This is a genomic window from Klebsiella sp. 64, assembly GCF_018223915.1.
GTDB lineage: Bacteria > Pseudomonadota > Gammaproteobacteria > Enterobacterales > Enterobacteriaceae > Klebsiella > Klebsiella pneumoniae.
Genome location: NZ_JAGRQZ010000001.1, coordinates 278,429 through 299,652 on the forward strand (window position 1 = coordinate 278,429; position 21,224 = coordinate 299,652).

General features: G+C 60.8%; 19 protein-coding genes. 9 read left to right on the forward strand and 10 right to left on the reverse strand.

The window, feature by feature from the left end; genetic code table 11:
• Positions 1-105: 105 nt before the first annotated feature.
• The 3 genes from uspE to ogt form a co-directional block, all read right to left on the reverse strand.
• A complete protein-coding gene (gene uspE / locus KHQ23_RS01355; RefSeq protein WP_002903391.1) occupies positions 106-1,056 on the reverse strand; it encodes a universal stress protein UspE in 951 nt (316 codons plus the stop codon).
• A gap of 138 nt (positions 1,057-1,194) precedes the next feature.
• Complete coding sequence (fnr, locus tag KHQ23_RS01360) at positions 1,195-1,947, reverse strand: fumarate/nitrate reduction transcriptional regulator Fnr (protein WP_002903394.1); 753 nt, start codon at positions 1,945-1,947, stop codon at positions 1,195-1,197.
• Between the two features lie 194 nt (positions 1,948-2,141).
• The gene (gene ogt / locus KHQ23_RS01365) at positions 2,142-2,657 is read right to left on the reverse strand and encodes a methylated-DNA--[protein]-cysteine S-methyltransferase (RefSeq protein ID WP_032434465.1); all 516 of its coding nucleotides are present in this window, start codon (positions 2,655-2,657) and stop codon (positions 2,142-2,144) included.
• Positions 2,658-2,949: 292 nt separating this feature from the next.
• Here ogt and KHQ23_RS01370 point away from each other — a divergent pair, with 292 nt between their 5' ends.
• Positions 2,950-3,108, forward strand: coding sequence for a hypothetical protein (locus KHQ23_RS01370; protein ID WP_002903398.1), 159 nt, complete (start codon positions 2,950-2,952; stop codon positions 3,106-3,108).
• Between the two features lie 32 nt (positions 3,109-3,140).
• Here the strand turns inward: KHQ23_RS01370 and abgT are convergent, their stop codons facing one another.
• The 3 genes from abgT to KHQ23_RS01385 all read right to left on the reverse strand — a co-directional run bounded on the left by abgT (position 3,141) and on the right by KHQ23_RS01385 (position 7,543).
• Positions 3,141-4,667: a p-aminobenzoyl-glutamate transporter gene (gene abgT, locus KHQ23_RS01375; RefSeq protein ID WP_002903400.1), complete on the reverse strand. Its 1,527-nt coding sequence runs from the start codon at positions 4,665-4,667 to the stop codon at positions 3,141-3,143.
• A gap of 120 nt (positions 4,668-4,787) precedes the next feature.
• Positions 4,788-6,233, reverse strand: a complete 1,446-nt coding sequence (locus KHQ23_RS01380; protein ID WP_032434467.1) for a M20 family metallopeptidase — start codon at positions 6,231-6,233, stop codon at positions 4,788-4,790.
• Complete coding sequence (locus KHQ23_RS01385; protein WP_015958358.1) at positions 6,233-7,543, reverse strand: M20 family metallo-hydrolase; 1,311 nt, start codon at positions 7,541-7,543, stop codon at positions 6,233-6,235. The genes KHQ23_RS01380 and KHQ23_RS01385 overlap by 1 nt, the downstream gene beginning before the upstream one ends.
• A gap of 166 nt (positions 7,544-7,709) precedes the next feature.
• On the opposite strand from KHQ23_RS01385, the gene KHQ23_RS01390 reads away from it, so the two are divergent.
• Both KHQ23_RS01390 and smrA read left to right on the forward strand, forming a co-directional pair.
• On the forward strand, positions 7,710-8,618 hold the full coding sequence (locus KHQ23_RS01390; RefSeq protein WP_002903460.1) for a LysR family transcriptional regulator: 909 nt from the start codon (positions 7,710-7,712) through the stop codon (positions 8,616-8,618).
• A 101-nt stretch (positions 8,619-8,719) separates the two neighbouring features.
• Positions 8,720-9,283, forward strand: coding sequence for a DNA endonuclease SmrA (gene smrA, locus KHQ23_RS01395; RefSeq protein ID WP_009760676.1), 564 nt, complete (start codon positions 8,720-8,722; stop codon positions 9,281-9,283).
• On the opposite strand, the gene KHQ23_RS01400 is transcribed toward smrA, so the two are convergent.
• Positions 9,280-10,086, reverse strand: coding sequence for an IclR family transcriptional regulator C-terminal domain-containing protein (locus tag KHQ23_RS01400; protein ID WP_004143057.1), 807 nt, complete (start codon positions 10,084-10,086; stop codon positions 9,280-9,282). The two genes, smrA and KHQ23_RS01400, sit on opposite strands and share 4 nt — an antisense overlap.
• 169 nt (positions 10,087-10,255) lie before the next feature.
• On the opposite strand from KHQ23_RS01400, the gene KHQ23_RS01405 reads away from it, so the two are divergent.
• The 6 genes from KHQ23_RS01405 to pcaC are packed head-to-tail and all read left to right on the forward strand — an operon-like array spanning position 10,256 to position 15,320.
• On the forward strand, positions 10,256-10,942 hold the full coding sequence (locus KHQ23_RS01405) for a 3-oxoacid CoA-transferase subunit A (protein ID WP_002903522.1): 687 nt from the start codon (positions 10,256-10,258) through the stop codon (positions 10,940-10,942).
• 10 nt (positions 10,943-10,952) lie between these two features.
• Entirely contained in the window at positions 10,953-11,609 is a 657-nt protein-coding gene (locus KHQ23_RS01410; protein WP_073553549.1) for a 3-oxoacid CoA-transferase subunit B, read from the forward strand.
• 10 nt (positions 11,610-11,619) lie between these two features.
• Positions 11,620-12,822, forward strand: coding sequence for a 3-oxoadipyl-CoA thiolase (pcaF, locus tag KHQ23_RS01415; protein ID WP_004179693.1), 1,203 nt, complete (start codon positions 11,620-11,622; stop codon positions 12,820-12,822).
• A 9-nt stretch (positions 12,823-12,831) separates the two neighbouring features.
• The gene (locus KHQ23_RS01420) at positions 12,832-14,184 is read left to right on the forward strand and encodes a 3-carboxy-cis,cis-muconate cycloisomerase (RefSeq protein ID WP_020316475.1); all 1,353 of its coding nucleotides are present in this window, start codon (positions 12,832-12,834) and stop codon (positions 14,182-14,184) included.
• Complete coding sequence (pcaD, locus tag KHQ23_RS01425) at positions 14,174-14,938, forward strand: 3-oxoadipate enol-lactonase (protein ID WP_004151556.1); 765 nt, start codon at positions 14,174-14,176, stop codon at positions 14,936-14,938. Before KHQ23_RS01420 ends, pcaD begins: the two co-directional genes overlap by 11 nt.
• Positions 14,931-15,320: a 4-carboxymuconolactone decarboxylase gene (pcaC, locus tag KHQ23_RS01430; RefSeq protein WP_004143067.1), complete on the forward strand. Its 390-nt coding sequence runs from the start codon at positions 14,931-14,933 to the stop codon at positions 15,318-15,320. Before pcaD ends, pcaC begins: the two co-directional genes overlap by 8 nt.
• Positions 15,321-15,942: 622 nt before the next feature.
• Here the strand turns inward: pcaC and KHQ23_RS01435 are convergent.
• From KHQ23_RS01435 to KHQ23_RS01445, 3 genes are all read right to left on the reverse strand, one after another.
• Positions 15,943-17,559 carry a mechanosensitive ion channel family protein gene (locus KHQ23_RS01435; RefSeq protein WP_009486303.1) on the reverse strand — a complete coding sequence of 539 codons (1,617 nt, stop codon included), beginning with the start codon at positions 17,557-17,559 and terminating at the stop codon, positions 15,943-15,945.
• A gap of 162 nt (positions 17,560-17,721) precedes the next feature.
• A complete protein-coding gene (fumA, locus tag KHQ23_RS01440; protein WP_004152246.1) occupies positions 17,722-19,374 on the reverse strand; it encodes a class I fumarate hydratase FumA in 1,653 nt (550 codons plus the stop codon).
• A 54-nt stretch (positions 19,375-19,428) separates the two neighbouring features.
• Positions 19,429-20,940, reverse strand: a complete 1,512-nt coding sequence (locus tag KHQ23_RS01445) for an anion permease (RefSeq protein WP_004148278.1) — start codon at positions 20,938-20,940, stop codon at positions 19,429-19,431.
• Positions 20,941-21,224: the final 284 nt, after the last annotated feature.

Sequence of the window (21,224 nt, forward strand, 5' to 3'; positions counted from 1 at the left end):
TTCTCGCTGGACAGTGACAGGGGCCGCCAACGGCCCTTTTTTTGTGCCTGGCTGGCAGCAAGCAAAAAAATCCCCCGCGAGGCGGGGGAAGATCAGTGGTAGCGGTTAATCGTCGTCGTCGTCGTCCAGTTCCACCGGCGTCTGGTAGGCCTCCGGTTTCAGCACCAGCAGGTCACAGCGCAGGTGGTCGACAACCTGTTCCGCGGTATTGCCGAGGAACGCCGCCGACAGGCCGGTACGTCCGACCGTTCCCAGCACCACGATCCCCGCCTGCAGATGCTCGGCGAGGTCCGGGATCACCTCTTCAGGCAGTCCTTTTTCGACGTGGGTGAATTTTTCATCGATGCCAAACTTCTGCCGCAGCGCTTTCATCGCCAGCAGATGCTGGCCGCGAATGGCGTCGTTGTAGACGCTGGGATCAAAATCCGGCAGTTCTATCGCGATATTGATCGGCGTCACCGGGTAGGCACCGATCAGGTGCACTTCAGTGTGGTTGACTTCTTCCGCCAGCGACAGCGTCTCGCGAACCAGCTTCTCGTTAAGGGTGTTGTGATAATTCTCTTCACTGGCGAGATTGACGGCGACCAGCGCTTTGCCGCCTTCCGGCCACGGCTGGTCTTTGACCATCCACACCGGGCAAGGGCATTTACGCAGCAGATGCCAGTCCGTCGGGGTAAAGATCACCGCCTCCAGTTTGTCGTGCTGGTGGGCCATCTTCAGCAGCAGATCGTGTTTCTCACTGACCACCTCCTGAATAATCGCTTCGAAGGGGCGATTGTGCCACACCACTTTCACGTCAATCGGCACGCCCGATTCCAGGTAGAATTTCGCCTGCTCGCGGATCCAGGCCGTTCGTTGGGCAATGACGCCCTGGCGCATTGCCGTCCGCTCGTCCGGCGACAGCAGGGTGGTCATTTCATAGGAAAAATCATAGATCGGCAAAAAGGCTTTGATGCGTCCACCAATCCGTTGGTGCAGGTACACCGCTCGCCTTAGCGCCGGCTGGTCGTCCTGGTTAGGATCGATTACTACCAGCATGCTCTGATACTTCGCCATACAGGGTCTCCTTACAACTGCAGCTACCGTCAGTTATTAAAAAGATAACCTATATGGATGAATTGAAACAGGGGAGGAGCCTGGTCAGATCAACAAATCTGAAAAAATTGCCGATCGTGACCAGGTATTGCGCAGAGATTAAGCGACGTTGCGCGCCTGTCCGGCCAGCTGGGCCAGCAGATCGCTGTTTTCAATAGTGATATATTTGCCTTTCACCGCCAGCATGCCGCTTTTCTGAAAACGGCCCAGCAGACGGCTGATGGTTTCGACGGTGAGGCCGAGATAGTTGCCAATATCGCCGCGGGTCATGGTCAGCCGGAACTCACGTGGTGAGAAGCCGCGCTGGGCGAAACGACGAGAAAGGTTATAGATAAACGCGGCCAGGCGCTCTTCGGCATTCTTTTTGGAAAGCAACAGGATCATATCCTGGTCGCCTTTAATCTCACCGCTCATCAGGCGCATCATCTGCTGACGCAGATTGGGCATTTTTCCGGAAAGATCGTCAAGGGTTTCGAAGGGGATCTCGCAGACCATTGAGGTTTCCAGCGCCTGCGCAAAGCTCGGGTGCAGACCGGTGCCGATGGCGTCAAAGCCCACCAGGTCGCCCGCCAGATGGAAGCCAGTGATCTGCTCATCACCTTGCTCGGTGATGGTATAGCTTTTGATGGTCCCGGAGCGAATAGCGTACAACGACTTCAGCTCATCACCGGCTTTGAACAAGGTTTGACCTTTCTGGATAGGCTTTTTCCGCTCGATAATATTATCCAGCTGATCAAGCTCATGCTCGTTCAGAGTAAAGGGGATGCAGAGCTGGCTAATGCTGCAATCCTGACAATGGATTGCACAACCGCCAGACTGAATGCGTCGAATAATTCGCTTCTCAGGGATCATATGTCTGCTCAGGCCTTAATTGATATTGGTCAATTTTAACATCTTTTTGATCAGCAGGTAAGTCTTCAGGCCCGGAAACACGTAATATCAGCAGGGTAAATCAAATCGTCTGTGTATCTAATTGATTAAAAAGAGATTATTACGCCACTTTCGATTGTAAAATTACCTGAAAATTCCAGAAAAGGCATTTTCAGTCAAAGCAACAGATAGCCCTCATGACGCAAAAGCCACTCTTTACGCTGTACGCCGCCGGCATAGCCGGTCATGGTGCCGTTGCGCCCGATGACCCGATGGCAGGGCACCACGATACTCACCGGATTGGCGCCATTGGCGGCGCCCACCGCGCGCGCGGCGCCGGGACGACCGAGCGCCTTGGCCAGTTGGCCGTAGTGCATCACCTGGCCACAGGGGATATCGCGTAACGCCTGCCAGACCTGGCGCTGAAAAGGGGTGCCGGCGGTGGCGGTAGGCAGAGTCTCGATAATGGCTAAATCGCCGGCAAAATAGTCGCTCAGCTTACTGCTGAGACCGCCGGGATTGCGGCAGTCGACGCGCTGATAGCCTTCCCGGCGATAGTGAACGTCGAGCAGCGTTTCCATCCGATCGCGGTGCTCGTCCCACTCGACGGCGCGCAAATTAAACTGTTCGTCGCAAAGCACCCACAACGGCCCCAGCGGGGTATCCATTTTATCCTGCAGCAAGGTCAACATCGTTTCTGTCATCCACCATCGTACATGAGAGGCACACGATACCACGCGCTGACGGCAGTCAACTATACTCCCAAAAGGTAAAACCGCATCGCCAGATAGCACGGCGGGCTATCCGCCGTGGAGGTATTCTGCGATCGCCACGATGATTTATTTTTGGATCGATCCTGGCGGGTTACCGGACAGGGTTTTTGCTACTTTTAAGCTGACGACGTCGGTCCTCCGCGCCGCTGTGCGCGCTCGGGAAAGTGCTACCGCGTCGGCGCGGCGCGGTTAATAACTCAGAGGTGGAGCTATGCAATATATACTGACTGGCGTAATCGTACTGATCTTCAGCGGTCTGGTTATTCACGGTATGTCGCTGTTGCTTGAGCGGGGGTATCGCGCGCTTTTCGGCATATTCGCCGGAGCCGGGGAAGCGACCCGTAAGTTCAAAGTGAAGATATCGCGTTAAGCTAAGGCGGCCGTCCCTGGCGCATCGGTGGGTTAAGACAGCCGCGGATAGATGCCAGGGCCGATCGGCAGTCCCACCAGATACCAGCCCACCAGCAACAGCAGCCAGACGGCGAGAAAAATCAGCGGGTAAGGGAGCACCAGCGAGTAGTAGGTGCCGAGGCGGGCATCCGGCCGGTAGCGCTGTAGAAAGCCGAGAAACAACGGCACAAACGGTGACACCGGCGCCAGCGGCAGCACCGATGAATCAGCGATACGAAACAGGATCTGCGCAAACGCCGGGTGAAAGCCCAACAGCATAAACATTGGCACGAAGATCGGCGCCAGAATCGACCAGATGGCCGAGCCGCTGGCGATAAACATACACAGAAAAGCCGACAGCAGCGCAAGGCCGACAAACGCCGGAACACCGTTCATGCCTGAACTCTCCAGCAGGTCCGTCAGCCCGACGGCCATAAACTTGCCCATGTTGCTCCAGTTGAACATCGCCACGAACTGCGCCAGCGGGAAGACCATCACGATAAACCCGGCCATCTCTTTCATCGGCTCAATCATCAACTGCGGCAGGTCGGCCTGGCGGCGAATTTTGCCGGTGGCGATGCCGTATGCCAGCGACACGACAAAGAAGAAAAAGATAATTAGCGGCACGATGCCTTTGATAAACGGCGAGGGCATGACCGTATGCTGAACCGGATCGCGAAGAATACCGTTTTCGGGGACCACCATCAGGGCGATGACCGCCACGAATACCAGCGTCGCCACGCCGGCGATGCGCAGGCCGAACCGCTCCCCGGGCGTCAGCGTCTGCAGCTTTTCATCACGACTGCCTTGCCACTGGCCCAGCCGCGGCTCGACCAGCTTATCGGTGATCAGTCCGCCGACGAGCGTCAGAACGATCACCGAGGTCGCCATAAAGTACCAGTTGTCGATCACGCTGACGTGCAAAGAGGCATCGATGGACTTTGCCGCCTCGGTGCTGATCCCGGAGAGCAGCACGTCGGTGGTGACAATCAGTAGATTGGCGGTAAAGCCGCAGCCCACGCCGGCTATCGCCGCCAGCAGACCAGCGACAGGATGCCGACCGACGGCAAGAAACATCAGCGCCCCCAGCGGCGGCATAATCACCAGCGCCGCATCGGAAGAGATATGGCTGAAAAAGGCGATAAACAGCACCATATAGCTGGCATAGCGGGCGCTGACGTGCGAGGCCATCTTGACCATCAACGCCGGTAACAGGCCCACCCGCTCGGCAAAGCCGGCGCCCAGCACCAGGGCGAGGATCGCGCCCAGCGGCGCGAAACCGCTGAAGTTTTTAATCACGTTCGGCAAAAACCAGTGCAATCCTTCCACGCTGAGCAGGTTTTTGACCACCACCCGCGAACCGTCAGTTGGGTTTTGTACCCCAACGTTGAGGGCGGAGAGGATTGCCGTGGCAGCGATCAGCACGGCGATGAGATAGATAAACAGCAAAAACGGGTGCGGGACCTTGTTACCGATCTTCTCTACCCAGCCATAGCGCTTTCCGCCGGGGGAAGATGACGGTATGGATGACATACTCATGGGCATTCCTCTGTTGTCGTTGTTGTGTTGGGCAGGCCTGCTCCCGTACTGCCGGCGGTTATTATGGTCGGTGCGTGCCGCGATGCCGGTCAGCGTTGGCCAGGAGTAGCCTCTAAGTGGTTATCGTAAAACGGACGGACTCACCTCCGCCGGGATCGGGCAACGATAGGGGCGTTCGGCCAGTACCTGCCTGAGCTCTTGCTGGCTGGCCGCCAGCAGGGCGCTGTCGCTGAATAAACGGATGGCGGTCGCCGCGAGGACTTTCCCCGCCAGCAACATCCCTTTATGGGCAATGGAGGTTCTGCCCTGGCTCACCAGCTGCCAGCTGTGCAGCGGGGTACCCACCGCGAAGCACGGGCTGAAGCACTGGGCCACCGGCGCTTTCCAGCTAACATCGCCGACGTCGGTGGATCCGGCGAGGACGTTATCCGTGGCCGCCCAGGGCGCCACCTCATCAATCAGCAAGGTGTCGCGGTGGCGACGAGCGAACGTTTTGCCTTCCTCGCCACTGGTGCCGGCAATATTGTTCAGGCTGTTGTTAATATCATTGGCGCTGAGAGTGGCGCGGATCGCCGCGGCAAAAGCGCGTTCCTCGTCGCTCCAGGCGGGGGTACCGTAATGACAGACCGCCTGATACATCGCCGCCTCAAGCGTGCGGTTGGGCAGATAGCTGGAGCAGGCTTTTTCAAAGCGGCAGCTGACCTGGGTCTCGGTCATCAGCGCGGCCCCCTGGGCAATCTTCTCTATGCGGGCGAAGATTTGCTCAGCGTCGGCCATCTCCGGCGCGCGGATCAAATACAGCACTTCCGCCTGCGCCTGCACCACGTTGGGCGAGACGCCGCCGGTATCGGTAATGGCGTAATGGACGCGCGCCTTCTCGATGATATGTTCATTGAGGAAATTGCTGCCGGTGGTCATCAGGGTGACGGCATCCAGCGCGCTCCGGCCCAGGTGCGGCGAATTAGCGGCGTGGGCCGCGGTGCCGGTAAATCGCCATGCCGCCTGAATGTTGGCGAGGGTGCGGGTACTGAACATCCCGGCCCAGGCTTCCGGATGCCAGGTCAGCGCCGCATCGACATCATCAAACAACCCTTCGCGCACCATAAAGGTTTTTCCCGAACCGCCTTCCTCGCCGGGACAACCGTAGAAGCGCAGAGTGCCGCTGTCGCCGTGCTGCTGCAGCCAGCCTTTGGCGGCGACCGCCGCGGCGAATGCCGCGGTGCCGAGCAGATTGTGCCCACAGCCGTGGCCGTTGGCTCCCGGTGTCAAGGGCGTCGGTTCCGCGCTGTGGGCCTGCTGGCTGAGTCCCGCCAGGGCGTCAAATTCGCCGAGCAGGGCAATGACCGGTTGGCCCTCACCGACTCTGGCGATAAAGGCATTCGGGATCCCGCCGGCATCGCGGGTGAGCTGAAAACCTTCCGCCTCCAGGGCGTCGGCCAGCCGTTGGGCTGACCAGAACTCCTCAAAGCGGGTCTCCGGGTGGTCCCAGATGTCGTCGGCGATGGCGCAGTAAGTGTCGCGTTGTGCCTCAACCACCTCGTCCACAAACTGAAAAATGGCTTCCATTACACCCCCCGCTGCCAGGGAAAGTTAAGCGCGACGCGCGCCAGGGTTTCGACCGCTACCGCCATTACGCTCTCGTCGAAGTCAAACTTTTCGTTGTGGTGACCGGCGCTGAGTTCAGTGCCGAAAATCATGTACGAGGCGAGGCCGCCGCGCGCCTGGACCCGGGCCATCATCAGGGTGGCGTCTTCCGAGCCCGCCGGGGCGGCGATGCGATCCACCGCCTGTTGCACGCCAGGCACCCGGGCGGCCTGTTCGCGCAGATAGTCCACCCACGCCGGCGACGGTGCGCTGGCGGTCGCCGCGCCCATCATGCGCAGTTCGTAGCGGGCTTCGTACATCGCCGCAGCCCCGGCGACGACGTGCTGCGCCCGCTCGAACACGTACTGATTAATGGCTTCGCTTTCGCCGCGGGTTTCCACTTTTAACAGCGCGGAAGAGGGCACCACGTTGCGCCCGGTACCGGCCTGCATCACCCCGACGTTGACCCGCGAGGCGCCGGCGCTGTGCGGCGGGATGGCGTGCAGGCCAAGGGCGGCCTGGGCGGCGGCCAGCAGCGCGTTGCGCCCGTCCTCGGGCTTGCCGCCGGCGTGGGCGGCCACGCCGCTGAACTGCACGTCGAATTTGGTGGTGGCCATAAAGTTGTCTCCACCGCAGACGACGGTACCTGCCGGCACGCCGGTCCCGATATGGATCGCCGTGAAATAATCCACGTCATCAACCACGCCGGCGGCCACCATCGCGCGGGCGCCGCGGGTACCCTCTTCAGCAGGCTGGAAAATCAGTTTAATGACGCCATTGAGCTGGGCGGCATACTGCTTGAGCACATGCGCCAGCCCCAGCCCGATGGCGGTATGGCCGTCATGGCCGCAGGCGTGCATCATGCCGGCGTTGCAGGAGGCGAAATGATCGCGATGGGGGCGGTGGCTGTCGTCATGCTGTTCGTTGAGATCGAGGGCATCCATATCGACGCGAAAGGCCAGGGTTGGTCCGGGCCGCCCTGTGTCGAGCGTGGCCACCACGCCGGCGAAACCGCCTTCAAACGCCGGCAGCCAGCGCTCCGGCGCGCCCTGTTCGCGGGCGCGTTCGAAAGCCCGGGCCAGGGTCTCCTCGTCCGGCAGCCCCATCCGGCTGTCGGCATCGATGACGTCGCGGCCTAGCGCCAGCTGATAGCCTAGCCCGTCAAGAATATCCGCGACCTTACTGGCGGTGCGAAACTCCAGCCAGCCGGATTCAGCGTGCAGGTGAAAATCACGGCGCCATTGGGTCATGGAGGGCGCCAGCTGGCGGAGGTATTCATCAAGTTGCGGCATAGCTTATCCTGTCATAAGTAAAAAATGTGACGGCGTTCACGATGTGATAGCTTTTGTTTATCACTGACGCGCTACAGGCCTTAACACCCTTAACCTGCCACAGCCTGATGGATTACAGTAGATGTCATTTTCTTCTGTCTGATAAGCAACGGTTATCACTAAAAGCATGGCATTTCAGATTAAATTTCATCAAATTCGCGCCTTCGTCGAAGTAGCCCGGGAAGGCAGTATCCGTGGCGCCAGCCGGGCGCTGGCGGTCTCGCAGCCGGCGCTGACCAAAGCGATTAAAGAGCTGGAGGAGGGGCTTTCCGCCCAGCTGTTCGTCCGCCGCAGCCAGGGGGTGGCGTTAACCGACAATGGCGAAAGTTTTTATCAACATGCGAGCCTGATCCTTGAGGAGCTGCGGGCGGCGCAGGATGAACTGCTGCAGCGCCAGGGGGAACAGGCCGGGCAAATTAATATTGGCCTTGGCGCCAGCGTCGCCCGGTCGCTGATGCCGTCGGTGATCTGCCGCTTTCATCAGCAGCATCCGCAGGTGAAGGTACGGATCATGGAGGGTCAGCTGCTGGCGATGATTAATGAGCTGCGCCAGGGGGAGCTGGATTTCACCATTAATACCTATTACCCCGGGCCGTACGACCATGAGTTCAGCTTTGAGAAACTGTTTGAGAAACCGTTCGCGGTGTTCGCCCGCGCGGGCCATCCGGCGGCGCAGGCCACCTCGCTGGGGGAGTTGATGGATCACCACTGGACCATGCCGACGCCGCGCGGCAGCTACTTCAAGCAGCTGCAGGAATGCTTCGAACAGCTGGGACGGGAGCCAAAGGTGGGGATCGTCTGCGAAACGTTCTCATCCTGCATCAGCCTGGTGGTGAAAAGTGATTTTCTCAGCATCCTGCCGGTGGAGCTGGGCAACGACCCGCTGATGGCCGACAAACTGGTGATGATCCCCATCCGTGAAGTGTTACCCACCGCCACCTATTATCTGATCCAGCGGCGCGATACCCGGCAGACGCCGCTCACGGCGTCGTTAATCACCCTGTTCCGCCGCCAGAGCCGACAATTGTTTCCTTAATCGTCCGTCGCGCTCACTTTGCCAGCGAACGCGGCTAAACGCGTTGAGAGGGGAGCGCGAGGCGGCTATAGTAGCTGGCGACAGCCGCTGGAGGAGAGCCCATGAACCTTGATGACAAATCCCTGTTTCTTGACGCCATGGAAGATGTCCAGCCTCTGAAACGTAATCATGACGTGCACTGGCATCCCGGGCGTAACAGCCGGGCCCCGCAACGCGTCGATACCCTGCAGCTGGATAATTTTCTCACCACCGGCTATCTCGATATCGTGCCGCTCGCCACGCCGCTGGAGTTTAAGCGAGAAGGGCTGCAGAGCGGCGTGCTGGATAAGCTGCGGCGGGGGAAATACAGCCAGCAGGCGAGCCTCTCCCTGCTGCGCCAGCCGGTGGAACAGTGCCGGCAGATGCTCTTCGCCTTTATGGTACAGGCGCAGAAAGAGGGGTTACGCAATGTGCTGATCGTTCACGGCAAAGGCCGCGACGACCAGTCCCACGCCAATATTATCCGCAGCTATCTGGCGCGCTGGCTGGAAGAGCTGCCGGAGGTGCAGGCCTTCTGCGCCGCGCTTCCGCATCATGGAGGCAGCGGCGCCTGCTATGTCGCGCTGCGTAAATCGGCGCAGGCGAAGCAGGAGACCTGGGAGCAGCACGCCAAGCGCAGTCGTTAGCGCAGAAGCAGCGTCAGCTCGCGGGCGGCTTTTTGCAGCTCCGGCAGCACGCGCTCGATCATCTCGCGGGCCGTCATCTGGCCCGCATGCACCCCGACGTTGAGCGCCGCCTGGACCTGCCCCTGAGCGTTAAACAGCGGGACCGCGAGGGAGCGCAGCCCCATCTCCAGCTCCTGATCGTTGAGGGCATACCCCTGCTGATGCACCCGTTTCAGTTCGGCGCGCAGCTTCGCCACCGAATCCACCGTCTGTGGGGTATAGCGGATCATGGTCACCCGGCCCAGCATATCGTTGAGCTTCTCCTCCGGCTGATGGCTCAGCAGCACCCGGCCCATCGAGGTCGCCCACGCCGGAAGGCGACTGCCGATATCCAGGTCGATGGTCATAATCCGCGAGCTGGAGGCGCGGGCGATATACAGGATATCGTCGCCGTCGAGGGTGGCGATGGAGCAGGACTCATTGAGCATTTCGCTTAGATGCCGCAGCACCGGCTGCGCCGAACGCGCCAGCGGCGTCGAGGCCAGCCAGGCGTGGCCCAGCGCCAGGATCCGCGGCCGTAGCTGAAAGTTTTTACCGTCTTCGGCATACACGAACCCCAGCTTGCTCAGGGTATACAGGCAGCGGCGCACCGCGGCGCGCGGGATGCCGGTCTTCTGACTGATCTGTGAGATAGACAGCAGGGGCCGCTGCGGCGTGAACGCCTGAATCACCTCCAGACCCCGCGCCAGGGAGGCCATAAAGTTAGGATCGCCTTTAAACGGATCGCCGTCGCCGGTCAGTAAATCGTCTGGATGCTTGTCCATTTCTGTTCCCCATATTTGCCATCGATCACATTCTTTCGCTAAAGATAACCGATGTTCGATTATCGCACCATATTTCGATTATCGCCCTTGACCGACATCGTTAAGCGGGTCACATTTTGTGCGAACAACGAATAAAAGTGCGATTACCGCACATCACTGGAGCGACCTGATGATTGATAAAAGCGTATCGACGCTGAGCGAGGCCATCGCCGGGATCCACGATGGGGCGACTATTATGATCGGCGGCTTTGGCCCCGCCGGCCAGCCGACCTTTCTGATTGACGCCCTGATTGACCAGGGCGCTCGCGACCTGACCATCATAAATAACAACGCCGGCAACGGGGAAGTGGGTCTCGCCGCGCTGCTCAAGGCGGGCCGGGTGCGCAAAATGATCTGCTCCTTTCCGCGCCAGGTGGATTCGCAGATTTTCGATGATCTCTACCGTCGCGGCAAAGTGGAGCTGGAGCTGGTGCCGCAGGGCAACCTCGCGGCGCGGATCCAGGCGGCCGGCGCCGGGCTGGGGGCGGTGTTTACCCCCACCGGCTACGGCACGCCGCTGGCGGAAGGCAAGGAGACACGGGAAATCGACGGTCGCCACTACGTGCTGGAGTACCCGATCAAAGCCGATTTCGCGCTGATTAAAGCCCACCAGGGCGACCGCTGGGGCAACCTGGTCTATCGCAAGGCGGCGCGCAACTTTGGCCCGATCATGGCGACAGCGGCGAAAACCACCATCGTAGAGGTCTCGCAGCTGGTGGCGCTGGGCGACCTCGATCCGGAAAACATCATCACCCCCGGCATTTTCGTCCAGCGCGTCTTCTCGCTGGAAAACCTGACTGCCGCACAACGCGCCTGAGGAGCCCGACATGCAAAAACTGACCCGTGACGAAATGGCCCAGCGCGTGGCCCGCGATATTCCCGAAGGCGCTTACGTCAACCTCGGCATCGGCCTGCCGACCCGCATCGCCAATTACCTGCCCGCTGACAAAGAGGTGTTCCTGCACAGCGAAAACGGCCTGCTGGGGATGGGGCCGAAACCGCAGCCCGGGGAAGAAGATCCCGAGCTGATCAATGCCGGTAAAGAGTATGTCACCCTCCTGCAGGGGGGCTGCTATTTCCACCACGGCGACTCCTTCGCCATGATGCGCGGCGGTCATCTCGATATCTGCGTGCTGGGGGCCTATCAGGTTTCCGCCAGCGGCGACCTCGCCAACTGGAGCACCGGTGCGCCGGATGCGATCCCGGCCGTTGGCGGGGCGATGGATCTGGCCATCGGCGCCCGCCAGGTGTTTGTGATGATGGACCACCTGACCCGTGACGGCGAGTGCAAGCTGGTGGCGCAGTGCAGCTACCCGCTGACCGGCGTCGGCTGCGTCAGCCGGATCTATACCGACCAGGCGGTGATCGACATCACCGACCGCGGCCCGGTGGTGCGGGAAATCTTTAACGGCCTCTCTTTTGAAGAGCTGCAGCGCATCACTCCGGTGGCGCTGACCTTTCAACAACTGGCGGAAAGCGCGTAAGGAACCTATGATGAATCAGGCATTTATCTGTGATGCGGTGCGTACACCCTTTGGCCGTTTCGGCGGTGCCCTGGCGACGATGCGCGCTGACGACCTGGCGGCGCTGCCGCTGAAAGCGCTGCTGGCGCGGAACCCAGGACTGGATCCCTCGCGCATTGACGATGTGATCTTTGGCTGCGCCAACCAGGCCGGGGAAGACAACCGCAACGTGGCGCGGATGGCGCTGCTGCTGGCCGGCCTGCCGGAGAGCGTGCCCGGGAGCACCATCAACCGCCTGTGCGGTTCCAGCCTTGACGCGATTGGCGTCGCGGCGCGGGCGATTAAAAGCGGGGAGACGCAGCTGATGATCGCCGGCGGGGTGGAGAGCATGTCCCGCGCGCCGTTTGTGATGGGGAAGGCGGAGAGCGCCTTTAGCCGCAGCATGCAGATGGAGGATACCACCATCGGCTGGCGCTTTATTAACCCGCAGATGAAAGCCCTGTACGGCGTGCATTCCATGCCGGAGACGGCGGAAAACGTCGCCGATGAGTTTGCCATCTCCCGTGCCGATCAGGACGCGTTCGCCTTACGCAGTCAGTTGCGCACCGCCGCGGCGCAAGAGGCGGGGCGTTTCGCCGATGAGCTGATCGCCGTCCAGGTGCCGCAGCGCAAAGGCGAGCCGCTGCTGTTTAGCCGCGATGAGCACCCGCGCAGCACCTCGCTGGAGGCGCTGGCTAAACTGCGCGGCGTGGTGCGCGCCGACGGCAGCGTTACCGCCGGTAACGCCTCCGGGGTTAACGACGGCGCCTGCGCGCTGCTGCTGGCCAGCGAGACGGCGCTGTCGGCTAACGATCTTCAGCCGCTGGCCCGGGTGGTCGGCGTGGCGACGGCGGGCGTTGCGCCGCGGATCATGGGCTTTGGCCCGGCGCCGGCGGTGCGCAAGGTGCTGGCGCAGACCGGCCTGACATTAGGCCAGATGGATGTCATTGAGCTGAATGAAGCCTTCGCCGCGCAGGCGCTGGCGGTGACCCGCGATTTGGGCTTACCGGACGATGCCGCCCACGTGAACCCTAACGGCGGGGCGATTGCGCTGGGCCACCCGCTCGGCGCCTCCGGCGGCCGGCTGGCGATGACCGCGGCTTATCAGCTGAAACGGACCGGCGGTCGTTACGCCCTGTGCACCATGTGCATCGGCGTCGGACAGGGGATCGCCCTGATTATTGAACGCGTTTAAGGAGCCAGAATGAGTTTGTTGACCCCGATGCTGCGCAGCAGTCCGCTAACCGACTGGTTCAGCGACGCGCAGCGGGTGCAGGGCATGCTGGATTTTGAAGCGGCGCTGGCGCAAGCGCAGGCCGCCTGCGGGATGGTGCCGCCGGAAGCGGTCGGGCCAATTGTCGCGGCCTGCCGCCACGAGGCCATCGATTTTGCCGCGCTGGGCGAGGCGGCGGTGGGAGCCGGTAATCTGGCCATCCCGCTGGTGAAACAGCTGACGGCGCAGGTAAAAGCGCAAGATCCTGAGGCTGCGCGCTACGTTCACTGGGGCGCTACCAGCCAGGACGCCATCGACACCGGACTGGTGCTCCAGCTGCGCGGGGCGCTGGATGCCGCTGAGACTCTGCTTGAGCAGCTGTTGGCGGCCCTGGCTCTCCAGGCGGATCGTTATCGCGATGCCGTGATGCCGGGCCGGACCTGGATGCAGCACGCGCTGCCGGTGACCTTTGGCCTGAAGCTGGCGGGCACCCTCGACGCGCTCCTGCGCTGGCAGCAGCGGCTGCGCGAGATGCGTCCGCGGCTGCTGGCGCTGCAGTTTGGCGGCGCCGCGGGCACTCTGGACGCGCTAAAAGAGAAAGGGCCGGCGGTTGGCCTGGCGCTGGCGCAGATCCTCGGTCTGTCGCTGCCGGATACTCCGTGGCACAGCCAGCGCGATCGGCTACTGGAGGCGGGCGCCTGGTTCGCCGGCGTCTGCGGCACGCTGGGGAAATTCGCTAACGACTTTTCCCTGCTGATGCAGACCGAAGTGGCTGAGGTGGGCGAGCCGGTGGCGGAAGGCCGCGGCGGTTCGTCGACGATGCCGCATAAGCGCAATCCGGTGGCCTGCGCGGCGATCCTGACCGCCGCCCAGCGTACGCCGGGGCTGATGGCGACGCTCTACGCCAGCCAACTCCAGCAGCATGAGCGGGCGCTGGGCGGCTGGCAGGCGGAGTGGGAGACCCTGCCGGAGCTAATTACCCTGGTGGGCGGGGCGTTGGCGCAAAGCGAGGCGCTGGTGCGCGACATGCAGGTTTTCCCGCAGAAAATGCGCGCCGATCTCGATATCACCCATGGGCTGATTATGGCTGAGGCGGTGACTCTGGCGCTGGCGGAATTCATTGGCAAAGCCGAGGCGCATCATCACATCGAAGCGCTGTGCCGCCAGGCGCTGGACCGTCACTGCCCGCTGGTCGATCTGCTCGCGGCTGACCCACAGGTCAGTCAGTATCTCTCTCGTGAACGCTTAACCACGCTGCTGGACCCGGCAACGGCGACCGGCAGCGCCGAACGCTTTGTGCGCCAGGTGCTGGCGCGTTATCAGGAGCAACGTGATGAATCTTGATTATCAACTCGACGGGCCGGATGGCGCGCCGGTTATCGTCCTCTCCAATTCGCTGGGCACCACCCGGGCGATGTGGCAGCCGCAGATCGAGGCGTTAACCGCCCATTTCCGGGTGCTGCGCTACGACACGCACGGCCACGGTAAAACGACGAAAAATGGCAAAGTGACCCTCGCCCAGCTGGGTGAGGATGTGATTGCGCTGCTCGATCACCTGAATATCGACCGCGCCTGGTTCTGCGGGATCTCGATGGGCGGTTTGACCGGCCTGTGGCTGGGCCGCTTTGCGCCGGAGCGTTTTCATGGTCTGGCGGTCGCCAACACCGCGGCGCGCATTGGCGATCAGGCCAGCTGGCTGTCGCGGGCGCGGGCCGTACGTCAGGAGGGGATGGCGGTGGTGGCCGCCGGAGCGGCAGACCGCTGGTTCACCCACGCGTTTCGCCAGAAGGCGCCGGAGGTGGTCGAGGCGCTTTGTCACCAGCTGACCCATACCGATGCTGAAGGCTATGCCGCCTGCTGTGAGGCGCTGGCCGCCGCCGACCTGCGGGGCGAAGTGGGGCAGATCCCGCTGCCGACGCTAATCATCGCCGGGGAAAGTGACCCTGTCACCACGGTCGGTGACGCTCATTTCCTGCAGCAGCAGATCCCCGCCTCCGAGGTGGTGGTTCTGGCGGCATCGCATCTGTCTAACATTGAGGCGCCGAAAAGCTTTACTTCGGCGCTGCTGAGCTTTTTCCAGGGGGAACGCCATGGATGATAAACAGCGCTATCAGGACGGGATGGCGGTACGGCGCAAAGTATTGGGCGACGCCCACGTCGACCGTACGCTGCAGCATCTGACGCCGTTGAATGATGAGTTTCAGGACTTTATTACCCGCTATGCCTGGGGCGAGACCTGGACGCGTCCGGGGCTCGATCACCATACCCGCAGCATGATCACTATTGCCATGCTGATCGCTCTCAATCGCGAGGCGGAGCTGAAGATGCATCTGCGCGCGTCGTTTAACAACGGGGTGACCCGCGATGAGCTGAAAGAGCTGATCATGCACTCTGCGCTGTACTGCGGGCTGCCGGCGGCCAATGCCACGATGCATCTGGCGCAGCAGGTGTTTGACGACATCGACGCCGCGCAGGGTTGAGTCGTCGTCCGAGTCGGATTGCCCGGCAGTCGTTGTAGGCCGGGTAAGGCGCAGCCGCCACCCGGCGAAATGGCGGGTATGGCGCCGATAGATTGCCCTCCGGCGCAGCGCTTGCCGGGCCTGGGAAGCGAAGATCGCCTGTAGACCCCGTAGGCCGGGTAAGGCGCAGCCGCCACCCGGCGAAATAACGGCACAACCGGAAATGTCCCTGTTCGCACTATGTTTGGCAGGGCTACAACTTCTATGTTAATTCCGGGCAGATTGCGCTCCCGGTTGATCTTCTGCGTTATGTCTCTTATGGCGCAGGGAGCGCACAGGGGGCGGCCAGTCGCCGCCGCCCCCTGTACCCCCGGGCTCCGGCCAGCAAAATCGCCGCTGCGCGGTCCCTTCGACTTATCCCTGCAGGCTGCGGGTCGGGCCGAGGCAGCGTCCCTGCAAAACACGGCCCTCAGCCCGCATCCATGCGGGCTGCCCCGGCCTTCCGGGAACGTCTCAGCGATGTTGAGGCCGCCAGCACCGGCAGTTTCAGTCGCGCAAGTGGGTAAATGAGTGACAGGCCTCACGAACCCCTGGCCGGGTAAGGCGCAGCCGCCACCCGGCGGAAATGCCGCTACGTTAACCCTTATTTCTCAGGCTCCTGCGGCGCGACGGCCGGGGCGGCGTACCAGGCTTCCTGCGGCACCACTACCGCCGCTTTTGGCTGCATCACAAAGTTCGGCGACATAATCTGCACGCCGAATTCGTTAAACACATCAATAATGCTGCTATGCAATGCGTTGCGGCCATCCGGCAGCTTGGTTGTGGGGAGTAAGCGCACCTGCAGCTCATACGAGGTATACCAGTCGAGCAATCCCAGCTTACGCACCACCGGCGCAATTTGCTGATCGACCCCGGAGGTGCGTCTCGCCGCCAGCTCCAGCAGCGCATGGACCTGACGCCACGGCGTATCGTAGCCAATGGTGACGCTGGTGGTGAGGTTGACTCCACCGTCGGCGCTTTCGGCGCTGAGATTAATAATTTTCCCGCCCACCACCACCGCGTTCGGGACGGTAACGATGTAATTTTCGCGGGTGAGAATTTTGGTCGCCAGTACGCCAATCTCGCTGACCTGACCCTCATTATCGGCGAGGCGGATCCAGTCGCCTTTGCGCAGCGCCCGAGAGTAGATCAGCACCAGGCCGCTCATCGCATGGGTCATCACCCCGGTTGACCCGAGGGTCAGCATCAGGCCGAAGAACACGCTAATGCCTTTGAAGGCGAGGGAGTTGGCGCCGGGAAGGAACGGGTAGGCGGCGGAGAGGGCAAACAACCAGATGACCACCGAGATAAGCCGACGGGTGGCGCTAACGGTCTCCGGATGAATGCCGGGAATCTGAATGCGGCCGGCGGCGACCTGGTCGAGAACCACCTTCACCAGGCGAATGATAAGCCAGGTGAGAAGGAAAATAAGCACCACGATCATCAGCCCCGGCAGGGAGGCGACAATCGACAGAGAGAGGTGGCGGATCACCCCCAGCGACCAGTCGCCCAGCGATTCGCTCCACACCCGCGTCCAGGGAAACAGGCTGAAGGCCCAGCTCAGCCAGAGATAACAGGCCAGCATGCCGAGAAGGATGACCAGCACAGCATAGAGTCGAACTTCAATATTGCCGAGATAGCGCCGCCAGTGCTGCGGTATGGCGCTACGTTTTTCGAGGATCCGCAGCAGGAAAAAACGTCGCACCCGCCGCCAGGCGCGGAAGGCGCCGTAGTAAAACAGCGCCAGCAGCAGCGCCCCGGCCAGGGCTTTACCGGCGGAGATGAACAGATAGCGGTTGTTGAACTGCTCCTGGAGGCTGGTGCGCTGGGCTTCCATACGCGCCAGCACCCGCTGGGCTGCCTGGTCGAGGGTTAAATCATCGCCCTCGTCGAGATCCGCCTGGCTCAGCAGCAGCACCGGTTTGCCGTTCATCAGAAACAGTCTGCCTGGCTGACCATAGCGGATAACCGGCACGACCCGCAGCGGCTGGCGAATATCATCTTCGGTGAAGGCGCGCAGGGCGCTACGGGTGCGCAAAACGCGCTCTTCGGGCGTGGTCTGGCCAAAGGTGGCCTGCAACATGACGACAGGTTGGTGGAAAATCGTGACCGTGCGTGCCTGCTCGCGCGCGGTTGGCTGCTGTCGCGGTTCGGCGGCCAGCGCCGGCTGGAGCACCAGCAGCGCCAGCGCCCAGAGGATAACGATGCTCATCCTGTTCATTGAGGCACCTGAGATAAGAATTATTGTTATTTTTCAGCAAAAAACGGAGGGCTTGTAGTTGAGCATAGCCTGGTGCGAAGTGAATTCAAGCTGGGGAAACGCGGACATAAAAAAGCCGTCGCCCAAACGGCGACGGCCTGATATCAGCGTCAGAGGATAGCGTTAGCCGTGCTGTTTACAGCCCGCGCACTGCTTATTCTGGATCTGCTGGAAGAAGTCGTTGCCTTTATCATCGACGAGGATAAACGCCGGAAAATCTTCCACTTCGATTTTCCAGATAGCTTCCATCCCCAGTTCCGGATAGGCCACGCACTCGAGGCTCTTGATACTCTGCTGGGCGAGCACTGCCGCCGGGCCGCCGATGCTTCCAAGGTAGAAGCCGCCGTGTTTATGGCAGGCATCGGTCACCTGCTGGCTGCGGTTGCCTTTCGCCAGCATCACCATGCTCGCGCCGTGGGACTGCAGCAGATCAACGTAAGAGTCCATGCGGCCGGCAGTGGTTGGGCCGAGGGAGCCGGAAGCGTAACCGGCTGGCGTTTTTGCCGGGCCCGCGTAGTAGATCGGGTGATCTTTGACGTACTGCGGCAGCGCCTCGCCGTTGTCGATAAGCTCCTTCAGCTTGGCGTGGGCGATGTCGCGGGCCACGATAATGGTGCCGTTAAGGCTCAGGCGGGTGGAGACCGGATGTGCCGACAGCTGCGCCAGGATCTCGCTCATCGGCTGATTCAGGTTGATGCTTACCACCTCGCCTTCGCCGGCCTGACGCAGATGCTCAGGAATATATTTTCCCGGATTGCTCTCCAGCTTCTCGATCCAGATACCGTCGCGGTTAATTTTGGCTTTGATATTGCGGTCGGCGGAGCAGGAGACACCCATGCCGATCGGACAGGAGGCGCCGTGGCGCGGCAGGCGGATCACCCGGATATCGTGGGCGAAGTATTTCCCGCCGAACTGCGCGCCGAGGCCGAGGTTCTGCGCTTCCTGCAGCAACTCCTGCTCCAGTTGCACGTCGCGGAACGCCTGACCGTGTTCGTTACCTTCGGTCGGCAGACCGTCGTAATAGCGGGTCGAGGCCAGTTTCACGGTCTTCAGCGTCGCTTCCGCCGAGGTGCCGCCGATCACAAACGCGATGTGGTACGGCGGGCAGGCGGCGGTGCCGAGAGTGCGCATCTTCTCAACGAGGTAGTTTTTCAGCTTCGCCGGGGTGATCAGGGCCTTGGTCTCCTGGTACAGATAGGTTTTGTTGGCGGAACCGCCGCCTTTCGCCATGCACAGGAACTTATATTCTTCACCGTCGACGCTGTAGAGATCGATCTGCGCCGGCAGGTTGGTGCCGGTGTTAACCTCTTTATACATATCCAGCGGCGCGTTCTGTGAGTAGCGCAGGTTATCTTCGGTATAGGTGTTGTACACCCCCTGCGCCAGGGCGGCTTCATCGCCGCCGCCGGTCCAGACGCGCTGGCCTTTTTTCCCCATGATAATCGCGGTGCCGGTATCCTGGCAGGTCGGCAGCACGCCCTTGGCGGCAATTTCCGAGTTGCGCAGGAACTGCAGGGCGACATATTTATCGTTATCGCTGGCTTCCGGGTCGAGCAAAATCGAGGCGACCTGTTGCTGATGGGAGACGCGCAGCATAAAGGCGGCGTCGTGGAAGGCCTGCTGAGCGAGCAGGGTCAGCGCCTGCGGCTCTACTTTCAGGACCTGCTGGCCGTCAAATTCGGCGACGGAGACGTGCTCTTTGCTGAGCAGATAGTATTCCGTATCGTCGTGCGCCAGCGGAAACGGATCCTGATAAACAAACGGTTTAGTCGACATAGTCACTTACTCCATAAAGATAAAAACCGCCGGGGTAGTCCCGGCGGTTATGAATCAGAACATCATGGACATCCACGGATAGCCAATCAGCAGCAGGGCGGCCAGGAAGATGGCGCCAAAGATGGTGCCGAGGCGCCAGTAATCTTTGGTCGGCAGGTAGCCGCTGCCGTAGTAGATTGGGCTTGGGCCAGTACCGTACGGGGTGATGATCCCCATCACGCCCAGCGAGGTGACCATCAGCAGGACAAACACTTCCATATTCATTCCCGGGATAGTCGAGGCAATGGTCAGCATGGCCGGCAGCAGCGCGGTGGTGTGCGCGGTGGTGCTGGCAAACAAATAGTGCAGCAGGTAGAACGCCAGCAGCAGGACGATGGTCGCCATCCCCGGGGAGATGCCGCTCATCAGCGCGCCGCCCTCTTTACCCAGCCAGGCGATAAAGCCGGTGGAGGAGAGGCCGTCGGCCAGTGCCACCAGGGTGGCGAACCAGACAAAGGTGTTCCATGCCGCTTTGTTGTTGGTGATATCGCTCCAGGAGAGCACGCCAGTCCACAGCATCAGCACGATAACCAGCAGGGCAGCCAGCGCCGGTTCGATCCAGTCGGCGGCGAAGATCCACATCATCAGCGCGAAGCAGACGAATACCAGCAGCAGAATTTCATTGCGCGACAGTTTGCCCAGTTTTTCCAGTTCACGCGCGGCCCACAGTGGCACTTCGTTATTGACTTTCACTTCCGGCGGGTAGAACCAGTAGGCCAGCAGCGGCATAGCCAGAATCAGCAGGATACCCAGCGGCAGGAAGGCGATGAACCAGGTGCCCCAAGAGATATTGATGCCAACAATGCTTTTGACCAGCGCCAGGGCCAGCAGGTTCGGGGCCAGAGCCGACAGGAACATCGAGCTGGTAATACAGGCGGCGGTGATCGCTACCCACATCAGATAGGAACCGATTTTACGTGCGCTCGGATCGTTTGGCTTTGAACCGTACAGCGGCGGCAGGTTAGCGATAATCGGGTAGATAGTCCCCCCGCTGCGTGCGGTGTTAGATGGCGTAAACGGCGCCAGCAGCAGATCCGCGAAGGTGATGGCGTAGCCGAGCGTCAGGCTGCGACGGCCAAGATATTTCACCAGAATCAGCGCCAGGCGGCGGCCGAACTGCGTTTTATCGTAGCCGGCGGCGAACATGAACGCGCCGAAGATAAGCCACACGGTGGAGTTGCCGAAGCCGCTCACCGCCCACTTAAAGGAGGCGCCAGCCATTTTGAAGCCTGGCGCGGCCATCTGATCCGGGCTGAACAGCAGCCACTGGCTGCACAGGGCAATAACTACCACGCCGGTGATACCGATAACGGCGCCGGGCAGCGGTTCAAAAATCAACCCGACGATCACCCCGACAAAGATAGCGAAGTAGTGCCAGGCGTACGGCGGCAGGCCTTCGGGGACCGGGACGAACAATAACAGCACGGCAACGATAATCGGCAGCGCCATCATCAGGAGAGGTTTTTTATTCGCAGTCGTTGGCTTGACTGCACCGGCAGGCGGTATGGTTGTCTTTTTCTCTTTCATAATGAGTATCTGCAAGTTGTTGAAAATAACGTTTACGCCAGCGTCTTGCTCAGTGGTTTCTTTAATTACAAAAGTTACTTTAGTTTTTATTTTGCGTTTTTGAGTATCGACAGGGCGCTTATTTAACGCGTTTTATGAGGCGTTAAATTAAATTTGTTGGTTATTTATATATTGCGCTTTCAATGGCCGTTGCAATTGATCAAGATCAATAAAAGCCGGTGATTTCACTATTTTTTTATTATCAGTATAACCCTATATGATGAGGTGTTATTTTGGCGAAAATA